The sequence below is a fragment of the Mycobacterium sp. 3519A genome (genome assembly GCF_900240945.1).
Lineage (GTDB): Bacteria > Actinomycetota > Actinomycetes > Mycobacteriales > Mycobacteriaceae > Mycobacterium.
Genome location: NZ_OESG01000013.1, coordinates 1,545,521 through 1,561,340, shown reverse-complemented (window position 1 = coordinate 1,561,340; position 15,820 = coordinate 1,545,521). Strand labels below are relative to the sequence as shown.

Annotated in this window: 14 protein-coding genes; 3 read left to right on the top strand and 11 right to left on the bottom strand. The window is 66.4% G+C overall.

Annotated features, from left to right (window positions below; translation table 11 throughout):
- Window positions 1-51: 51 nt before the first annotated feature.
- On the top strand, window positions 52-792 hold the full coding sequence (locus tag C1A30_RS15385; RefSeq protein ID WP_101949107.1) for a FadR/GntR family transcriptional regulator: 741 nt from the start codon (window positions 52-54) through the stop codon (window positions 790-792).
- On the opposite strand, the gene C1A30_RS15380 is transcribed toward C1A30_RS15385, so the two are convergent.
- The 7 genes from C1A30_RS15380 to C1A30_RS15350 all read right to left on the bottom strand — a co-directional run bounded on the left by C1A30_RS15380 (window position 778) and on the right by C1A30_RS15350 (window position 8,968).
- Complete coding sequence (locus C1A30_RS15380) at window positions 778-1,638, bottom strand: alpha/beta fold hydrolase (RefSeq protein WP_101949106.1); 861 nt, start codon at window positions 1,636-1,638, stop codon at window positions 778-780. The two genes, C1A30_RS15385 and C1A30_RS15380, sit on opposite strands and share 15 nt — an antisense overlap.
- Window positions 1,635-2,456, bottom strand: coding sequence for a 3-methyl-2-oxobutanoate hydroxymethyltransferase (locus tag C1A30_RS15375; protein ID WP_101949105.1), 822 nt, complete (start codon window positions 2,454-2,456; stop codon window positions 1,635-1,637). Before C1A30_RS15375 ends, C1A30_RS15380 begins: the two co-directional genes overlap by 4 nt.
- Window positions 2,457-2,464: 8 nt before the next feature.
- Window positions 2,465-2,977, bottom strand: a complete 513-nt coding sequence (locus C1A30_RS15370; protein WP_235009919.1) for a 3-methyl-2-oxobutanoate hydroxymethyltransferase — start codon at window positions 2,975-2,977, stop codon at window positions 2,465-2,467.
- The gene (locus C1A30_RS15365) at window positions 2,974-4,233 is read right to left on the bottom strand and encodes an aromatic ring-hydroxylating dioxygenase subunit alpha (protein ID WP_235009917.1); all 1,260 of its coding nucleotides are present in this window, start codon (window positions 4,231-4,233) and stop codon (window positions 2,974-2,976) included. Before C1A30_RS15365 ends, C1A30_RS15370 begins: the two co-directional genes overlap by 4 nt.
- 123 nt (window positions 4,234-4,356) lie before the next feature.
- The gene (locus tag C1A30_RS15360; protein WP_160112753.1) at window positions 4,357-6,117 is read right to left on the bottom strand and encodes a hydantoinase B/oxoprolinase family protein; all 1,761 of its coding nucleotides are present in this window, start codon (window positions 6,115-6,117) and stop codon (window positions 4,357-4,359) included.
- A complete protein-coding gene (locus C1A30_RS15355; RefSeq protein WP_101949102.1) occupies window positions 6,117-8,201 on the bottom strand; it encodes a hydantoinase/oxoprolinase family protein in 2,085 nt (694 codons plus the stop codon). The genes C1A30_RS15360 and C1A30_RS15355 overlap by 1 nt, the downstream gene beginning before the upstream one ends.
- Before the next feature lie 11 nt (window positions 8,202-8,212).
- Window positions 8,213-8,968 carry an SDR family NAD(P)-dependent oxidoreductase gene (locus C1A30_RS15350; RefSeq protein ID WP_101949101.1) on the bottom strand — a complete coding sequence of 252 codons (756 nt, stop codon included), beginning with the start codon at window positions 8,966-8,968 and terminating at the stop codon, window positions 8,213-8,215.
- Window positions 8,969-9,155: 187 nt separating this feature from the next.
- Between C1A30_RS15350 and C1A30_RS15345 the strand changes: the two genes are divergently transcribed.
- On the top strand, window positions 9,156-10,250 hold the full coding sequence (locus tag C1A30_RS15345) for an ABC transporter substrate-binding protein (protein ID WP_160112752.1): 1,095 nt from the start codon (window positions 9,156-9,158) through the stop codon (window positions 10,248-10,250).
- A 39-nt stretch (window positions 10,251-10,289) separates the two neighbouring features.
- On the top strand, window positions 10,290-11,144 hold the full coding sequence (locus C1A30_RS15340) for an NAD(P)-dependent oxidoreductase (RefSeq protein ID WP_101949099.1): 855 nt from the start codon (window positions 10,290-10,292) through the stop codon (window positions 11,142-11,144).
- On the opposite strand, the gene C1A30_RS15335 is transcribed toward C1A30_RS15340, so the two are convergent.
- From C1A30_RS15335 to C1A30_RS15320, 4 genes are read right to left on the bottom strand one after another with little or no spacing between them, the layout of a single operon-like run.
- Window positions 11,139-11,855: a class II aldolase/adducin family protein gene (locus C1A30_RS15335; RefSeq protein WP_101949098.1), complete on the bottom strand. Its 717-nt coding sequence runs from the start codon at window positions 11,853-11,855 to the stop codon at window positions 11,139-11,141. The two genes, C1A30_RS15340 and C1A30_RS15335, sit on opposite strands and share 6 nt — an antisense overlap.
- Window positions 11,852-13,372 carry an ethanolamine ammonia-lyase reactivating factor EutA gene (locus C1A30_RS15330; protein WP_101949097.1) on the bottom strand — a complete coding sequence of 507 codons (1,521 nt, stop codon included), beginning with the start codon at window positions 13,370-13,372 and terminating at the stop codon, window positions 11,852-11,854. Before C1A30_RS15330 ends, C1A30_RS15335 begins: the two co-directional genes overlap by 4 nt.
- Window positions 13,369-14,520, bottom strand: a complete 1,152-nt coding sequence (locus tag C1A30_RS15325) for an ethanolamine ammonia lyase-activating protein (RefSeq protein ID WP_101949096.1) — start codon at window positions 14,518-14,520, stop codon at window positions 13,369-13,371. The genes C1A30_RS15330 and C1A30_RS15325 overlap by 4 nt, the downstream gene beginning before the upstream one ends.
- A gap of 52 nt (window positions 14,521-14,572) precedes the next feature.
- A complete protein-coding gene (locus tag C1A30_RS15320; RefSeq protein ID WP_101949095.1) occupies window positions 14,573-15,814 on the bottom strand; it encodes an MFS transporter in 1,242 nt (413 codons plus the stop codon).
- Window positions 15,815-15,820: the final 6 nt, after the last annotated feature.

Sequence of the window (15,820 nt, the reverse complement as noted above, 5' to 3'; positions counted from 1 at the left end):
CGGGCGATACGAGGTCCCCACTATTTGCTCTGATGGCTTTATCATTGGTCCATGACGACAGAGGGAAGCGCGGCCAGGGCGACAACAGATGGCCTCTTCAGCCGGGTGAACCCGGGGCGGGCCTCCGAGATGATCGTCGACCAGATCCGTCTGTTGATTCGCGACGGTTCGCTCAAACCCGGCGACCGGTTGCCCGCCGAGCGTGAACTCGGCGAGAAGTTCGGCGTCAGCCGGGTGACGGTGCGCGAGGCCTTGCGCGGACTCGAGGCCAACGGCATGGTCACCATCAAGGTCGGCGCCCGCGGCGGCGCATTCGTCACCGCCCCCACCAGCGCCCGCCTCAGCGAGGGCATCATCGACCTGCTTGCGCTCTCCGAACTGACCGACAAGGAAGTCACCGAGGCGCGGCAGATCCTCGAACTCGGCATCATCCCGCTGGTGTGCGAGCGGGCCACCGAGGAAGACATCGCGGATCTGATCGAGATCTGTGACCGCGGCGACGAAGCGGCGGCGAAGGGGTCCTATCCGATGTCGCTGTCGGCGGAGTTCCACACCCGCGTCGCCCGCGCCAGTCACAACGCGGCGATCGTCATGCTGGCCGAATCGTTCCACGGCCCGACACTGCGGTCGCTGCAGCACGTCAAGGACGACCACCCCGAAATGGGTATCCGCGGCAACCGCGAACACCGTCAGTTCGTCGCTGCGATCAAGAAACGCGATGTCGAGAAGGCCACCGCCGTGATGCGCACCCACATCGGCCGCACCGCGCGGCATGTCTCAAAGAGCAAGTGAGGAAAGGAAGTCGATGACGCGCGCAGGCGCGGTGTCGGCGGTCTGCTCGGCTACCGGCACGTCCCAGTACTGCGCGGCGGGCAGGCACTCCTGCAGGTAACGCGCCGCAGACGGCGCGTGCGAGGTGTCCTCCCCCGGCACGATCAGCGCCGGAACGTCTGACGCCAGAAGGTCTTCCGGCTCAGCACCCGGCACGGTGTCGCGGTCGAACAGCAGCCTGCTCATGCCCGCGACGATCGTCTGGTATCGGCCCGCGTCGAACTGCGCGTAGCGGGCGGCGAAGTCCGGGTCGCTACGCAGCACCGACACCCACGGCCCGACCCGCCCGTCGTCGGAGAACCCCGCCTCCGTCGCACCCGCCAACGCGACCACGCCGGCAAGCCCGTGCTCGGCGACGTAGGCAAGATGGGCCGTGAACCGGGCGTGCTGTTTGCGGCGGTACTGCGGGCCGCCCGCGGGCGAGTACAACACCATGCCCGCCACCCGATCGCGGTGCGTCGTCGCGAAAAGCGTTGCGATGGAACAACCCACACACGCACCCATGATGTGGACCCGGCCGTAGCCGAGGTGGTCGAGCAACCCGACGCCCTGGTTGACGTAGTCGGTCCAGCTCACCCGTTCCACCCGGCCGCCGGAGCGGCCCGCCTCCCGCTTGTCGAAGGTGATGCAGGTGAACCGCTCGCGCAGCTGTGCCAGCATGCGCGTGCGGCGGTACAGTCCGTGGGTCTCCCAGCTGTCCATGCTGGCGTTGAATCCGCCGGGTGAGAACATCAGCAGCGGCGGACCTGATCCCGCCTCCTCGTAGCGGGTCACGATGCCGTCGGCGACGGTCGTGGCGGCGGTCATCGCTTCAGCCCGCCCGCGATCTGGCGCGCGGACCGCACGTCGCTGGAGTACGCGGTGATCGCGTCGTGCACGATCTGCGCGACGTTGGCGTAGGTGTCCGGCGGTGAATCCAGCGCGTCGGCGCTGTAGCCGATCGCGGCGGTGACCATCCGCATCCGGCCGTCCAACCACGGCCCGCCGCCGAACCCGCCCACCACGGGTATCGAAACGGCCTCGGCGACAGCGGCGCCGACGGTCGGCCCGGAGTTGGTGAAGTTCAGCAGCGCAGCTCCAGCGTCCTCGAGACGCTTTGCCTCGCCGACGATCTCGTCGAGCATCTCGTCAGGCACCACGTCGCCGGGCTTCGGCGTCGCGCTGTAGGTGACGCCGTACTTCAGCGACGTCTGCGGGGTGATGCCGAACTGCGCGAACACCGGAATGCCTGCGCGCGTCACCGCGGTAACGGCGTCCAGGTGTTCAGACGCGCCGTCGAGCTTGACCATGTCGACGCCGGCTTCCTTGACGAACCGGATCGCCGCCCGCACAGCGCTTTTCGTGCCCTCCTGCACAGGCCCGAACGGGAAGTCGCAGCTGACCAGCGCACGTGTGACGCCTCGGCGCACCGCCTGGCAGACCACCATCATCTGTTCGACGGTGATCTCCAGCGGGTTGGCCTGACCCCACAGGTTGACGCCGACGGTGTCGCCCACCGAGACCAGATCGACGCCAGCGCGGTCCACGATGCGCGCCATCTGGTAATCCCACGCGACCACGCCGACGATCTTGCGGCCGGCGCGCTTCATCGCCTGCAGGTCGCTCAGTTGCACCTTGTCGGTCATGCCGCCTCCTAGGCCCGCAGAGCGGTGAGCACGTCGATCACGTCGCGCTCGTCGGTACTGACCATCAGCACGCGTGCGTGCGGGCGGATGGCCGCGACCGTGGCGCTGACGAGCGTCTGCTCGCCAATCACCAAGCCTGCGGTCATGATTCCGCGCACGGTGCACGCCGCGCCGATGATGGTGGCTGCCACGGTGTCACTTTCGGTGGTGGCCACCATGATCACCACATCGGCGTCTTCGAGTTCGGCGAGCAGGCTGGACACCGCGCCGTCGGCGGACCGCAGCACCACCGATTCCGAACCCGCGTCGCCGACCGGCCCAGCCGGCTCGGCCAGTGAGAAGAACCGCGCGTGTCCCCACTGCTCACCGGCGATGCGGGTGACGATTGCGTCCGCACCGGCGTCCAGTCCGACGATGCGCGCGCCCTGGCGCCCGCGGATGGGCCGGTCGATGCGGTAGCGCATCTCGGCGGCCGTGGTCGCCCTGGCGCAACTGCTGCCGAGGATCGGCCGCGCGGTCATACCGACGACTGCCGAACGCCCTCGCGTACCGACAGGTCCTCGCGACAGGCCTCGATGAACGATGCGTCCCGCGGCAACACCACCGCGGCGGACCGCACCCTGTGATGGGCCGGGTCCACACCGGGAGGGGTGGTTCCGTTGTCCCGCAACGCCTCGACGGCCTTCTTCAGCTTCTGCCTGGCCTTGATGATGCCGGTGTCTGCCGACACCAGCATCTCCTTGGTGCGGTCGACGATCGGACCCATGCTCTCCTGCAGCGACGCATCCTGCATCGCGATGCCCTTCACACCGGAATACGTGTCCCCGCGCTTCTGCGCTTCGCGATCGATCAGGTAGTCGTTGTCCTTGTTGGCCTTCGGGCGATAGGTGCCGGGAATGTTCTCGCTGTGCACGCCGTGGCCGTCGCGCATCGCTTGCACCTCGGAGGCGGTCAACGCACGCACCGGGTGGTAGTCGAACGAGTACGCCCAGCAGTTCTCGTCGTCGATCGGGATCCAGAAGTGGCCGTGCATCGGGTGATCCCCGCGGGGCGGCACCATGGTGAAGCACGGCATCACCCACGGCGTGATACGCCAGTAGTAGGTGTCGTCCTCGGCGTTGCGCCTGGCACCGACGAACAGCCCACCGTCGAAGTCGGCCACCTCGAAGTAGGGCTTGAGATCACCCATGTTGTACTCGTTGCCCTTGGCGCCCTTGAACAACGGGTCGCTCTTCAGCCCGCCGGCGTGCAGGAACGACACATGGCTGGAGTCGATGCCGCCCTCGAACGCCTGCAGCCAGTTGCATTCCTGCCAGCGCTTGGACGTGTAGGTCTGCTCGGGCGGGACGAGTGCGAACTCGAACTCCGGCAGCGGTGGCTGTTTCTCCGGATCGCCCATGTACGTCCAGAGCACGTCACCGATCTTGACCAACGGGTACGACGTCAGCTTCACGTGCGCGCAGAAGTTGCTGTTCTCCGGTTCCGATGGCACCTCCACGGCCTGACCGGTGACGTCGTATTTCCAACCATGGTAAGGGCAGCGCAGACCCGAGCCCTCGTTGCGGCCGAACCACAGTGACGCGCCGCGGTGTGCGCAGAATTCGTCGATCAAGCCGTACCGGCCGTCGCTGTCGCGGAATGCGACCATCCGCTCGCTCAGCAGTTTCACCCGAACCGGAGGGCAGTCGTTCTCGGGGAGCTCCTCGGCGAGCATCGCCGGAATCCAATACTGCCGGAACATCTCGCCCATCGGCGTGCCCGGACCTGTACGGGTCAAAAGCTCATTGATCTCTGCCCTAAGCACCGTCCACCCTCTCAGCTGTCCTCGTCCTCGCCGGATGCGGCAAGGCGTCGGTCGACAATCAAGCCAATCAATATAATTGTAATACCATTAGACTTCTCAGCCAATAGGAACCGGCCGGCTCCCTGTCGGGCTGAAGCGCAGCCGTTGGGTTTCGACGTCGTTGACCTGCATATCTCCGTCGACCATGTCGAGTGCGACACCATAGTCTGAGCGGGCCGCCACGGCGCTGACATAACCCTCGCGCACGTCGGTCAGCACGTCCTCGACCGGGCGCGTCAACGGGTCGCCGTAGCCGCCACCACCGGCCTGAGCTAACCGAAGAACATCGCCTGCCCGCAGCGCCACTGGGCCGCCGTCGACCGTCACCTCATACTCGTCAGGACGGCCCGGGTTGACAAGGATCGCCGACCCGCCGCCGGGCAGGCCGCCCGCGCGCCCGGCGGGCGGCGTCAGGTCCTTGCCTGTGCGTGAGCTGAACCGGGCCTCGCCGAGCAAGCGGTAGTCCCGCACATAGCCCAACCCGCCCCGGTATCTGCCGGGCCCACCCGAGTCCACCACCAACTCGAATCGTTCGAGTTGGACCGGGAATTCGCTCTCGACGACTTCGATCGGCGTCAGCGTGCCGTTGGCGACGTGTGCCTTCGACGCCGACACCCCGTCTTTGTCGTGCCGGGCGCCGATGGCGCCTGCAGGCAACTCGTATTGCACCTGCGGCTGGCCGTGCCGCGAAATCAGATGGGACAACGTCCCATTCGTGCCCTTGCTGCTCTCGGCGATCCGGGCGGCTGGCAACGCCTGGCCGAGCGCGTCGAACAGCGCATCTGCGGTGGCCACCGCAACGGTCATGTAGGTGTTCACCGGCGCGGGCAGTTCCGGACTGAGCAGGGAGCCGGGACGGAAGTCGGCGTCGATCGCCGCGGCGAAACCGCCGTTGGCCGGGATATCTGGATCGACGAGGCACTTCAGCGCGTAGTAGCAGACGGCCCGCACCAACGGCGGCCGGATGTTGTACGGCCCGGAAACCTGGTCGTCGGAGCGGCGGAAATCGAAGCGAATTGAATCGCCGTCGATGGTGACGACCACCCTGATGGTGACGGGCCTGCCGTTCTCGATTCCCTTGGTGTGCAAGGTTCGACTGCCTGTGTACACCCCGTCGGGCCAGCCGGTTACCGCCGCGCGCACCCGCCGCTCGGTCATGGTGAGCAGCCCGTCGGACGCGGCCTCGACGGTCTGCGCGCCGTACTTGGCGCACAGACCGCGGATCCTTTCGGTCGCGAGCCGGGCGGCGCCCACCTGCCCGCGCAGGTCGCCGAGGACCAGTCGCGGTGTGCGGCTGTTGGCCTGCAGGATCGCCTCGATTTCGGTGCTGGGTTCGAATGCCGTGCAGTAGCGCACCGGCGGCAGCAGCAGACCTTCGTGGAAGATCTCCTTGGCTTGTCCGGAGTTGGTGCCTGGTACCAGTCCCCCGATATCGCTCTTGTGCGCGATGCTGCCGCTGAACGCGAATACCTTGCCCGCCAGCATGATCGGGGCGATCACCGCCATGTCGCTGGCGTGCGGGCTGCCGCCGAAATAGGGGTGGTTGACGATGAACGCGTCGCCGTCGCGCATCTGGTCGATCGGATAGGCCGCGAGCACCGCTTCCAGCGAGGCGGGGAACGCACCGAGATGCAGTGGGAGCACGGTGTGCTGGGCGACCACCCGGCCTGCGGTGTCCAGGATGGCGCAACTGGCGTCACGCGACTCGCGGATGATGGTCGAGTATCCGGTGCGGAACAGTGAGTTCTGCATCTGCTGGACGACCCCGACCAGGCTCTGGCTGATGACTTCGATCTCGATCGCGTCGACCGTGCTCATCATCGACTCCCCGGGCGTGTGATGATCAGGTTGCCGTACTCGTCGACCCGCGCCGTCTGCTCGGGGCACACCACCGTGGTGGCGTCGTACTGCTCGACGATCGCCGGGCCGTCGAACCGGTGTCCCGGTTGTAATCGTCTGCGCGCGTAGACATCCACTTCGACCGGTTCCTTCGAGGCGGACGGGAAGTAAGCGGCGCGGATGCCGACGATGGCGTCTTCGACCGGTGTGTCGACGACCGTCATCTCCTTCAGTGTGACATCGGGCAGCAATCCGGTTGCGACCGTGCGATAACTGACCACCTCGACCGGTTGATCGGGTGCCGCGTGGCCGTGGAACTGGCGATGCACTTCGTCGAAGGCGTCACGATAGCCGGCCAGGTGACCGGGTGCGATCGGCAGTTTGTCGACGGGCACCGCATTTTCGTACCCCTGCCCGGCGTAGCGCAGGTCGAGGAAGTACTCCAGCCGCACGGCGTCGGTCGGAAAGCCCTCGGCTGCAAGCTGTTTGCGCGCCTCGGCGGTCATCTCGCCGAAGATCTGGTTCGCGGCACCGACCGACAGGTCGGCCAGCGGCGACAGCCGACTGCGCACGAAGTCGTGCTTGACGTCGGACATCAGCAACCCGAGTGCCGACGTGGCGCCCGGCGCCGGTGGTACCAGCACGGTGGGGATGCCGAGGTCGATCGCGATCTGGCAGGCGTGCAGCGGCCCCGCTCCGCCGAAAGGGACGAGGCAGAAGTCGCGCAGATCGAACCCGCGCTCGGTCGAGATCGCCCGGATCGCTTCCGCCATCTTGATGTTGACCACGCGCACTATGCCGTCGGCCGCGCGTAGCGGATCCACACCGAGACCCTGCGCCAGTCGGTCGATCACGCGGTGCGCCGCGGCCGAATCGACTCGCAGATCGCCGTCGAGCAGCCAGTCGGGGTTCAGATAGCCGAGCACGACGTCTGCGTCAGTGACCGTGGCCTCGGTGCCGCCGTTGCCGTACGCCGCGGGCCCAGGTACCGCGCCCGCGCTGCGCGGCCCAACCCGCAGACCGCCGCCAGCGTCGACGCGGGCGATCGTGCCCCCGCCCGCGCTGACGGTGTTGATATCCAGCATGGGCACCGCGAGGTGTCGGCCGTCGACGGTGTTGTGGTCGCTGACCAGTGCGCTACCGCCGCGGATCAGCGCGACATCGCAACTCGTGCCACCCATGTCGAAGGTGATGATGTTGTCGGCACTGGTGAGCCTGCCGAGGCCGATGGCGGCGGTCACTCCACCCGCCGGGCCGGACAAAATGGTCGACACGCCGCGTTCGCCGGTCTTCGCGAACGGGGCCGATCCCCCGTTGGACTGCATGGTGAACCGCCGGCCGGGGGCCACCTGGAGCTTGTCGAGCTCATCGGAGAGCCGAGCCACGTACCGGGCCAGCACAGGTGACACGTATGCGTTGATCACCGTGGTGCTCAACCGGTAGTACTCGCGCATCTGCGGCAGCAGGTCGCTGGATGTGGTGACGAACCACTCCGGATGCGCCAAGCGTACGGCGTCGGCGAACCGCTGCTCGTGGTCGGGGTGCATGAACGAGAACAGGAAGCACACTGCGACGGATTCCACGTCGGCGGCTTCGAGTTCGACGATCGCCGCCTGAATGTCTTCCTCGGCCAGCGGTCGGCTCACCTCTCCGTCGAACGACACCCGCTCGGCCAATTCGACCGTTCGCGACTGCGGGGTCAGCATCGCGGGTTTGGTATAACCGAGGTCGAAGACGGCGGGCCCGTACGGTCTGCTCTGCTCCATCGTCTCGTACACGCCGCGGAAGCCCCGGGTGATCGCGAGCCCGGCCTTGGCTCCACGTTCCTCGAGCAGCGCGTTGGTGCCGACCGTGGTGCCGTGCATGAACACCTCGACGCGCTCGGGCGCAATGCCGCGCTTGCGCATCGTCGCCAAACCGTTGACCACCGCGCGGGACGGATCGTCCGGTGTCGACGGCACTTTCATGATGTGGTAGTCGTTGCGCTGCGCGTCGTATATGACGAAGTCGGTGAATGTGCCGCCGGTGTCGGTGGCCACCCGGTACCGCGCTTGTCGAGTCACGATGTGTCCGCTCAGTTTCCGGTGCCGACGAGCAGCGCGCCACCGTCGACCAGCAGGTCGGCTCCTGTGACGAAACCGGCCTCGTCCGAGAGCAGGAAGCGAACCACCCGCGCCACATCGGCGGGTTCGGCGGCCCTGCCGATCAGGTTGGGAGTCTTACGCGCAGGGTTGATTTCGCTCTGTCCGACCGGTGAGCCCGCCCGGTTGGGCGCCACCAGATTGACCCTGATGCCATGTGGGCCAAGCTGGATCGCCATCGATTTGGTCAACCCGAACAGGGCGCTCTTTGCCATCGGGTATGCCAGCGCGTTGGCCCGGCCGTAGTAGCCCGACGTCGAACCGATGTTCACGATCGCCCCGCCCGACTTCTGATCGACCATCCGCCGCGCGGCCCATTTCGTGCACAGGAAGGTGCTGGTGACACAGATTTCGAAGATCGTGTTCCACTCGGGCAGCGACAGGTCGAGCACGGTGGCGCCCCGATCGGTCGCGGCCACATTGTTGACCAGATAGTGCACTCCGCCAAGGCTTTCGGCGGCTTCGGCCACCATCGATACCACCTGTGCCTCGTCGGTCACGTCGCACGCGACGGGCACCGCGGAACCGTCACCATGCAGGCCGACGAGTTCGTCGGCGACCTCTTTCGCGAGGCCGGCGTCGCGGTCGACAACGGCCACCGCGATGCCGTGCTCCCCCAGCGCCAATGCGATGTCGCGCCCGATGTTTCGTCCCGCTCCGGTGACGATTGCGACCTTGCGAGTAGACATTTCAGGATCCCTTCTCGATCAGCGCTGTGACTCAGGACACCTAATGGGCAATTTATTTTTTAGTTAGTCCAATGTCAACGAAGCCTTGTTCGAGCGGCATGGACGTGATAGCAATCACATAATGGTATTACCGTATGGCCCACACCGCAGTGCTGCCACGGGCGGCATTCCAGACGGGAGGCGCTCGATGTTCCGGACCGTTCTCGCGCTTGTCACGATGGCCTGCCTGCTAGCGGCGTGCGGCAGCAATCCCTCGGCCTCCGACGGGAGTCCGCCGCACAGCACGGAGGCGGCCAAGGTTTACGACCAGTTCAATTCGCCGACCAGGGCGCAATTCGACGACGCCGTGGTGAAGATGGCCAAGGAGGAAGGCGAACTGTCGCTGTACACCTCGAACGTGTCGCTGCAGAAGTTCGTCGACGCGTTCACCGCCAAGTTCGGCATCCCCGTTAAGGTCTATCAGGCCACCTCGGAGTCGATCCTGCAGCGCGTGGGGCAGGAGACCAAGGCCAATCACCAGGGCGCCGACATCGTCGAGACCAACGGCACCGAGCTGACCGGCCTGAGTCGTGACGGCGCGTTGTATCCGTACCAGAGTGCGCTGAGCGAGAAGGTGCGGCCCGAAGGCAGGTTCGACAAGTGGACCGCGACGCGCTTCAACATGTTCGTGATCGCGTGGAACACCAACAAGGTTCACGATGGCCAGCAGCCTGCATCGGTGCAGGCGCTTGCCGATCCGGCGTGGAAAGGCAAGGTGAGCCTCGAAGTCGGTGACAACGACTGGTACGCCACCATGTACCAGTACTACCGGCAGAAGGGGATGCCGCAAGCCGACGTCGACAAGATGTTCGCGGCGATCGCGGCGAACGCGAAGGTGGTCAACGGGCACACCACCCAGGTGCAGTTGCTCGGCGCCGGACAGTTCGACGTGACGACGTCGGCGTACTCGCACAACGTCGACACCGCGGCGGACGACGGCGCGCCCATCGCATGGAAGCTGCCGTCGGGCAAGCCGATCCAACCGGTCGTCTTGCGTCCCAACGGTGCGGGCGTGATCGCAAACGCACCGCATCCCGCGGCGGCCGTGCTGTTCATGGACTTCCTGCTCTCACCGGAAGGTCAGCAGATCATCGCAGACAGCCATCAGCTGGGCTCAGTCGTCACGGACCACGACCCGCTGCAGGGCGTGGAGACCGTGACCGTCGACGTGCCCGCCTATCTCGATCAGGCCAACAAATGGAACGACCGCTACACCCGATTGGTGCAGGGCGCCGCCAAATAGCGCCCGTCACAACGAGACACAAATCAGAAAGGCAGCTACATGATCGGAATCATCGGCGTCGGCGATATGGGGCAGCCGATGGCGGGCCACATGGTCGCCAACGGCTTCGACGTGATCGCCTACGACATCGACGCCGACCGGTTGGCGACGGCCGCCGCCGCAGGTGCGACTCCGGCGTCCGGCCTCGCCGAACTGGCGACCAGTAGCGACATCGTCGTCGCATGCCTGCGCACCGACGACCAGATGGAATCCGTCGCAGAGGAATTGACGCTGCACGGCAAGGCAGGTCAACTCGTCGTCGTCGCGGGCACACACAGTCTGGACTTCATGCAGCGGCTGGCCGCGATCTTCAAGCCGAAGGAGATCCGGCTGATCGACGCACCGGTGGTGTTCGGCGCGCAGGGCGCCAAAGACGGCAACCTGCTGTCGCTGTGCGGCGGTGACGCCGCCGATGTGGAGCGGGCGCGACCGGTGATGATGAGCTACAGCCGGGGCGTCGAACATGTCGGACCGCTCGGCGCAGGCCAACTCGCCAAGACCTGCAACAACCTGCTGCACTGGGTGCACTGCGTCGCGAACTTCGAAACGCTGGCCATCGCAAAGCGATACGGCGTCGACGCGCAGCGTATGCGCGAGGTCCTGCTGAAGTGTCCAGGCGACAACGGCACACTGCGCCGGTGGGACAGCACCCGGTTCACGTGGCAGGAGAAGGACATGGATTTCGTCCTCGACCTCGCCCAGAACGGCGGACTGGTATTGCCGCTGACCGGTCAGATCGACCAGCTGATCAAGACGCTGACCGCAGCGGATGTCGCCGATTTGTTGTACGGGCCGGAATGCAGCTATCTGGGCCGCCGGGTCGCGCCGCTGGCCAAGGCCGACGGCGGGTTATAGCGACAGCCCGGCGACTTCCAGCCGGCCGGCGTAGTGCCGCCAGCGCGACAAGTCGTTGAACACCGAGCCCAGATCGGGCAGCTCGCGGCGGTCGTCCTCGGATAGCACCGCAGGGCGACCGCCGAGCACTGCCACCTCGGTCGTGATGCGGGCCAACTCGACGAGGTCGAGGGCGCGCAACGTCGCCTGCTCCACCGACTCCCCCACGGTCACGATGCCGTGTCCGCGTAACAGGCACACCGTGGCGCTGCCAACGGCCGCCGCGACAGCCCTGCCCAGCTCGGGCGTGCGGACCAGCACCGAGCGCGGGTACACCGGGATGCCGTCATGCGCCAGTCGGGACGCCGGAATGTTGTAGGCGCCGAACACCTGTCGCAGTCCGATCCCGGCCAGGTCGGCGACCATCACCTCACGTGGGTGGGCGTGCACCACTGCCTGCACGTCGGGCCTGGCCCGGAAGAGTTCGGTGTGGATGTGGAACTCGTTGGGCACCGCGTACCCGCCGTCGAGCTCGCCACGGCCGTTCAGGTCGACGACGCGAACGTCGTCGGTTTCGGTGAACAACAGCCCCCGATCCCGAGGACCGCGGCAGCGCAACAGGATTCGGTCCTCGTCCAACCGGACGCTGACGTGGCCGAGGACATCGGCGGCCAATCCCTGCTGGGCCAGGATGCGGCAGGCCGTGGCGACGGTGGTTGACAAATCGCTCATGTCAGTACGGCAGCCCGGTCCGCCGGATTCTCGCTTGCCGAGAACACCAGCGATTTGATGGTCACCGGCACAGTGTTCGACGGATGCCGTATCCGACCCAGATCGACGAAATCGAAGTCACGTAAATCGATTCCGTCGAGGATGAGCAGATCGTTGGATACCTCGAGCTCGTCATGCAGGATAGTGCCGAGGGTAAGCGCGATATCACCGTCGATCATCAGATAGACCGGGTGCCCGTTGGCCATCCGCCAGCGCAGTCCCGCCACCACACCTTCGGCGAACGAACGCAACCGGCGGTAGTTCGGCGTACCGGTCCAGCGCAGCGCCAGCGCCACATCGGCCGCCGCGTCGTGCAGGCCGAACATCGACAGATGATGTTCGATCGCCGACGCCACCGCGTCGCGGTCGACCACCTCGCCGAGTGTATATTCCGGCCGCGCCACTTGCAGGTTGCGTCTCGGCAGCGTGCTGTCCGGCGCCGGGATGAAGCTGGTGATCCCGCTGAGTTGAACGGTGTACTCCGACGCGCCGAGCACTGTCGCGCGAATACGTTGCGCCGCGACCAGCACGGGCGCGGGCAGTTCGTCGGTGCGCTCGGCGAGCGCCAGCCCTAGCCGACGGCCCAGGTCACCGAAATCCCTTGTCTCGGTGTGGTACACATACTCCGCGACTCCGCCGGAGAAGATGATGCCATCCACGCCCTGCACCGCGATGGGGTCGGTCAGGAACAGCGGCCCCGCCGACGGCTCGCCCCGCACCGCCGCGATGACCTGGTCGGCCATTTCGGAGGCGATCGCGTCCAGGTCGGCCGACGACACCCGGCTGCCGAGATCGAGATCGAGGCCGACCGCGGCGGCGTGCCTGCGACCGCCCGGTTCGATGCGCGTGACGGTGTCACCGTCGACCGCGATCAGCCGCCCGCCGACATGGATGGCGGCGGTGGCAAGTACCCGTCCGCGATCGGTGATCGCGAGCTTGGTTGTGCCGCCGCCTATGTCGATGTTCAGGATGCGCTCCCAGCCGTCATGCGAGGCGCGCACCGCACCTGACCCGTACGCCGCGAGCATGGCCTCCATGTGGTGGCCGGCCGTCGCGCACACCAGGTCACCCGCCCGCTCGGCGACCACCGCTGCGATCCGTTCCGCATTACGGCGGCGTAGCGCCTCGCCGGTCAGGATCACCACGCCGGTGTCGACGTCCTCCGGTTGTCGTCCCGCTCCGTCGTAGGCCGCGTCGAGCATGCGACCCAGCGCCGCCGCGTCGATCTGCAGATCGTCGGTGTACGGCGTCAACTCCAATTCCGACTCGAACAGGGTGTCCCTCGACACCACGACGTACCGGCTGGTGAGGTCCTCGCCGCGTCTGCGCAGCGCCAGCCTCGAGAACACCACCTGCGTGCCCGAACTGCCGATGTCGATGCCGACGCTGTGCAGAGTGACGTTGTCCTGCTGCCAGATCGGGTTGTCGGCGAGCGACAGATCGGGTTCGTCGTGTTCGTGGTCGGGATCGTGGGTCATGCCGGCGACGCCACCGGCACCTGCTCGCCCGGCTTCGGCGGCAGATCGGCCAGTTCGGCGGCGTAGGCCTCATCCATCTTCGGCACCAGGCCGTTCTCCGCGAGCGCCTTGGCGAATGTGTCGCGGACGACCGGCGACTCGTCGGCGTAATCGATCTGATCGCCGCCGATGCGCTGGCTTATCCACGCCTTCGGAACCCCTTGCGCGTTGCGCACCGACACCACCTCGTGCTTGAAGGCGAGGTAGCGCGCGGGCGTTGCGCCCGTGTTGAAGTGCTGATGGAACCACATGTTCGGCGGCACGATCAGCGTGCCCGGCTGCCAGTCGTAGCGACGGGGCTCTTCGCCCTCCGGCCACATCAGCGAGAAACCCTGGCCGCTCAGAATGATCACGTGGGCACCGGGTCCGTGCCGGTGGCCCTTCTTGTAGGTGGCGGTGCCGAACTGCGAGATGTGGCTGTTCATCGACCCCTTGGCCATCGAGAAGCGGATGTGTCCGCCGCCGGCGCCGCGTTCCTTGGCCGAAATCAACGGCAGGTCAATGGTGTTGGCCACGAAGTTGGTCTTCAGCAGCAGACCGTCTTGCTCGTCCTTCGGTGCGAAATAGTCCGGCTCACCGGCGAATCGCCCGACGAAGTCGTGTGCGGTGTTGAACACGAAGTCGGCTTCGTCGTAGAGGTTGATCACCGGAGGCAGGTTGGTCGACGACACGAACCGGGCAGCGGTGGTGCCGGACCCGTTGAAGTGTTGGTGCCAGGTGTTGAGCGGAATCGCGAACATCGCGCCGGGCCCCCACTCGAAGGTCACCTTCGCTCCGGCGTCGTTCCACACCGACGTGGAGCCGTGACCGGACAGCACCAGGATCATCTCTTCGAACAGCTGCCGCTGCGGTGCCAGTTCGCGACCTGCCGGGATCTCGCACACGTAGCAGTCGTTGGAGGTGCGCGAGGCTTCGTGGTTGATGAAGACTCCGCGCCCGCCGCGGCGTGCCCACGGCTTCAGCTCAACGGTGTTGAGGTCGGGGACGTAGTGGGCGCTGATGATGTCGAGGCCCTCGTCGCGAACCCATCGCACGTAGGGCGAATCCTTTTCGGTGGCGAACTTTTTCGCCAGAGCGTCGGAAACGATTGCGTCTTTGGCCACGTGCATCCTCCATAAGCAGTTTGACCTAATGGTATTACCAATTGGGTGAGTGTCAAGGTCAGGTCGGCACGGTCGCGTCCTCGTCTTGGTTGACGCCCTGGTACGCGCGAACCGGGTTCGGCCTTGCGACGAAGACGCCCGCATAGACCGCCGCGAGCGCGCCGCCGACGGTCAGCGCCGTCACGGGGCCGAGTGCACCTGCTACCGCGCCGACAAGTGTGTCGCCGAGGGCCGGACCGCCGCGCGAGGACATCTGATAGATCGCCGAAACCCTTCCGCGCAATTCGTCGGGCGTCTCGAGTTGCACGGCGGCATGGCGGATCGTGGTGGCCATCGCGTCGAAGGCTCCGATCATCAGGCCCGCCGCGACGGCGATCACAAACAGGTGCGCCTGTGCCAGCGCGACATTGGAGAGTCCGTACAGCACCGTCGACACCAGCAGCACCCTGCCCAGCCGCTGCGTCCTGTCGACCACTCGGAACACCGTGTACGTGGCGAGCAGTGCGCCCGCCGACGGGGCGGCGGACAGCGCACCGTAGCCCTGCGGACCCACATGAAAGACCGTGGCGCACAACGCTGGCAGTACGACGCGGTACGCGCCGAACAGCGTCGCCGAAAGGTCCAGCGACATCAGCATCCAGATGATTTTGCGGCCCTTGACGAATCGCGCACCCTCGACCAGTTGCCACCACACCGAGGTATGCGATCCGGCTCCTTCGAGTTTCGCGACGCGCAGCACCTGCAGGATGACGACCAGCACCGCGTAGGTGCCCGCATCGACCGCGTACATCAGGCCCGGGCCTGCCATGCCGATGAAGATGCCCGCCAGGGCGGGACCCAGCAGCACCGCGATCTCGCGCGACGGATTGAGCAACGCAAACGCCTGCGGCAACTGTGTGCGCGGCACCAGCGCAGGGATCAGCGCCTGCCTGGCCGGCTGGTCGAAAGTCGCTGCGGCGGTGGTCAACACGACAGACACCAACACCTGCCATGCCACGATGTGGCCGGTGAGCGTCAGCGCCGCGAGGCCGCCGGCCACCACCATCGCCACCGCCTGGGACCACTGCAGCAGCCTGCGGCGGTCCCACCGGTCGGCGAACACGCCGCCGAGCGGGCTCAAGACCAGAAGCGCGACGGCCTGTGCGGCACCGACCAACCCGGTCTGGGTGACCGATCCGGTCAGTTGGTAGACGTGGTAGAGGTTCGCCGCGACGGTCCCCCTGGTGCCGATCTGGGAGAACACCACGCCCGCCCAGTAGAGGTTGAAATCGCGGTTTTTCAGTACTTCCGCAACACGCATACTCGC

What these genes read in the sequence shown, in the direction of transcription:
- C1A30_RS15385 (WP_101949107.1), top strand. Translation starts at nt 52, where the DNA reads ATGACGACAGAGGGAAGCGCGGCCAGGGCGACAACAGATGGCCTCTTC.
- C1A30_RS15380 (WP_101949106.1), bottom strand. Translation starts at nt 1,638, where the DNA reads ATGACCGCCGCCACGACCGTCGCCGACGGCATCGTGACCCGCTACGAG.
- C1A30_RS15375 (WP_101949105.1), bottom strand. Translation starts at nt 2,456, where the DNA reads ATGACCGACAAGGTGCAACTGAGCGACCTGCAGGCGATGAAGCGCGCC.
- C1A30_RS15370 (WP_235009919.1), bottom strand. Translation starts at nt 2,977, where the DNA reads ATGACCGCGCGGCCGATCCTCGGCAGCAGTTGCGCCAGGGCGACCACG.
- C1A30_RS15360 (WP_160112753.1), bottom strand. Translation starts at nt 6,117, where the DNA reads ATGAGCACGGTCGACGCGATCGAGATCGAAGTCATCAGCCAGAGCCTG.
- C1A30_RS15350 (WP_101949101.1), bottom strand. Translation starts at nt 8,968, where the DNA reads ATGTCTACTCGCAAGGTCGCAATCGTCACCGGAGCGGGACGAAACATC.
- C1A30_RS15345 (WP_160112752.1), top strand. Translation starts at nt 9,156, where the DNA reads ATGTTCCGGACCGTTCTCGCGCTTGTCACGATGGCCTGCCTGCTAGCG.
- C1A30_RS15340 (WP_101949099.1), top strand. Translation starts at nt 10,290, where the DNA reads ATGATCGGAATCATCGGCGTCGGCGATATGGGGCAGCCGATGGCGGGC.
- C1A30_RS15335 (WP_101949098.1), bottom strand. Translation starts at nt 11,855, where the DNA reads ATGAGCGATTTGTCAACCACCGTCGCCACGGCCTGCCGCATCCTGGCC.
- C1A30_RS15330 (WP_101949097.1), bottom strand. Translation starts at nt 13,372, where the DNA reads ATGACCCACGATCCCGACCACGAACACGACGAACCCGATCTGTCGCTC.
- C1A30_RS15325 (WP_101949096.1), bottom strand. Translation starts at nt 14,520, where the DNA reads ATGCACGTGGCCAAAGACGCAATCGTTTCCGACGCTCTGGCGAAAAAG.
- C1A30_RS15320 (WP_101949095.1), bottom strand. Translation starts at nt 15,814, where the DNA reads ATGCGTGTTGCGGAAGTACTGAAAAACCGCGATTTCAACCTCTACTGG.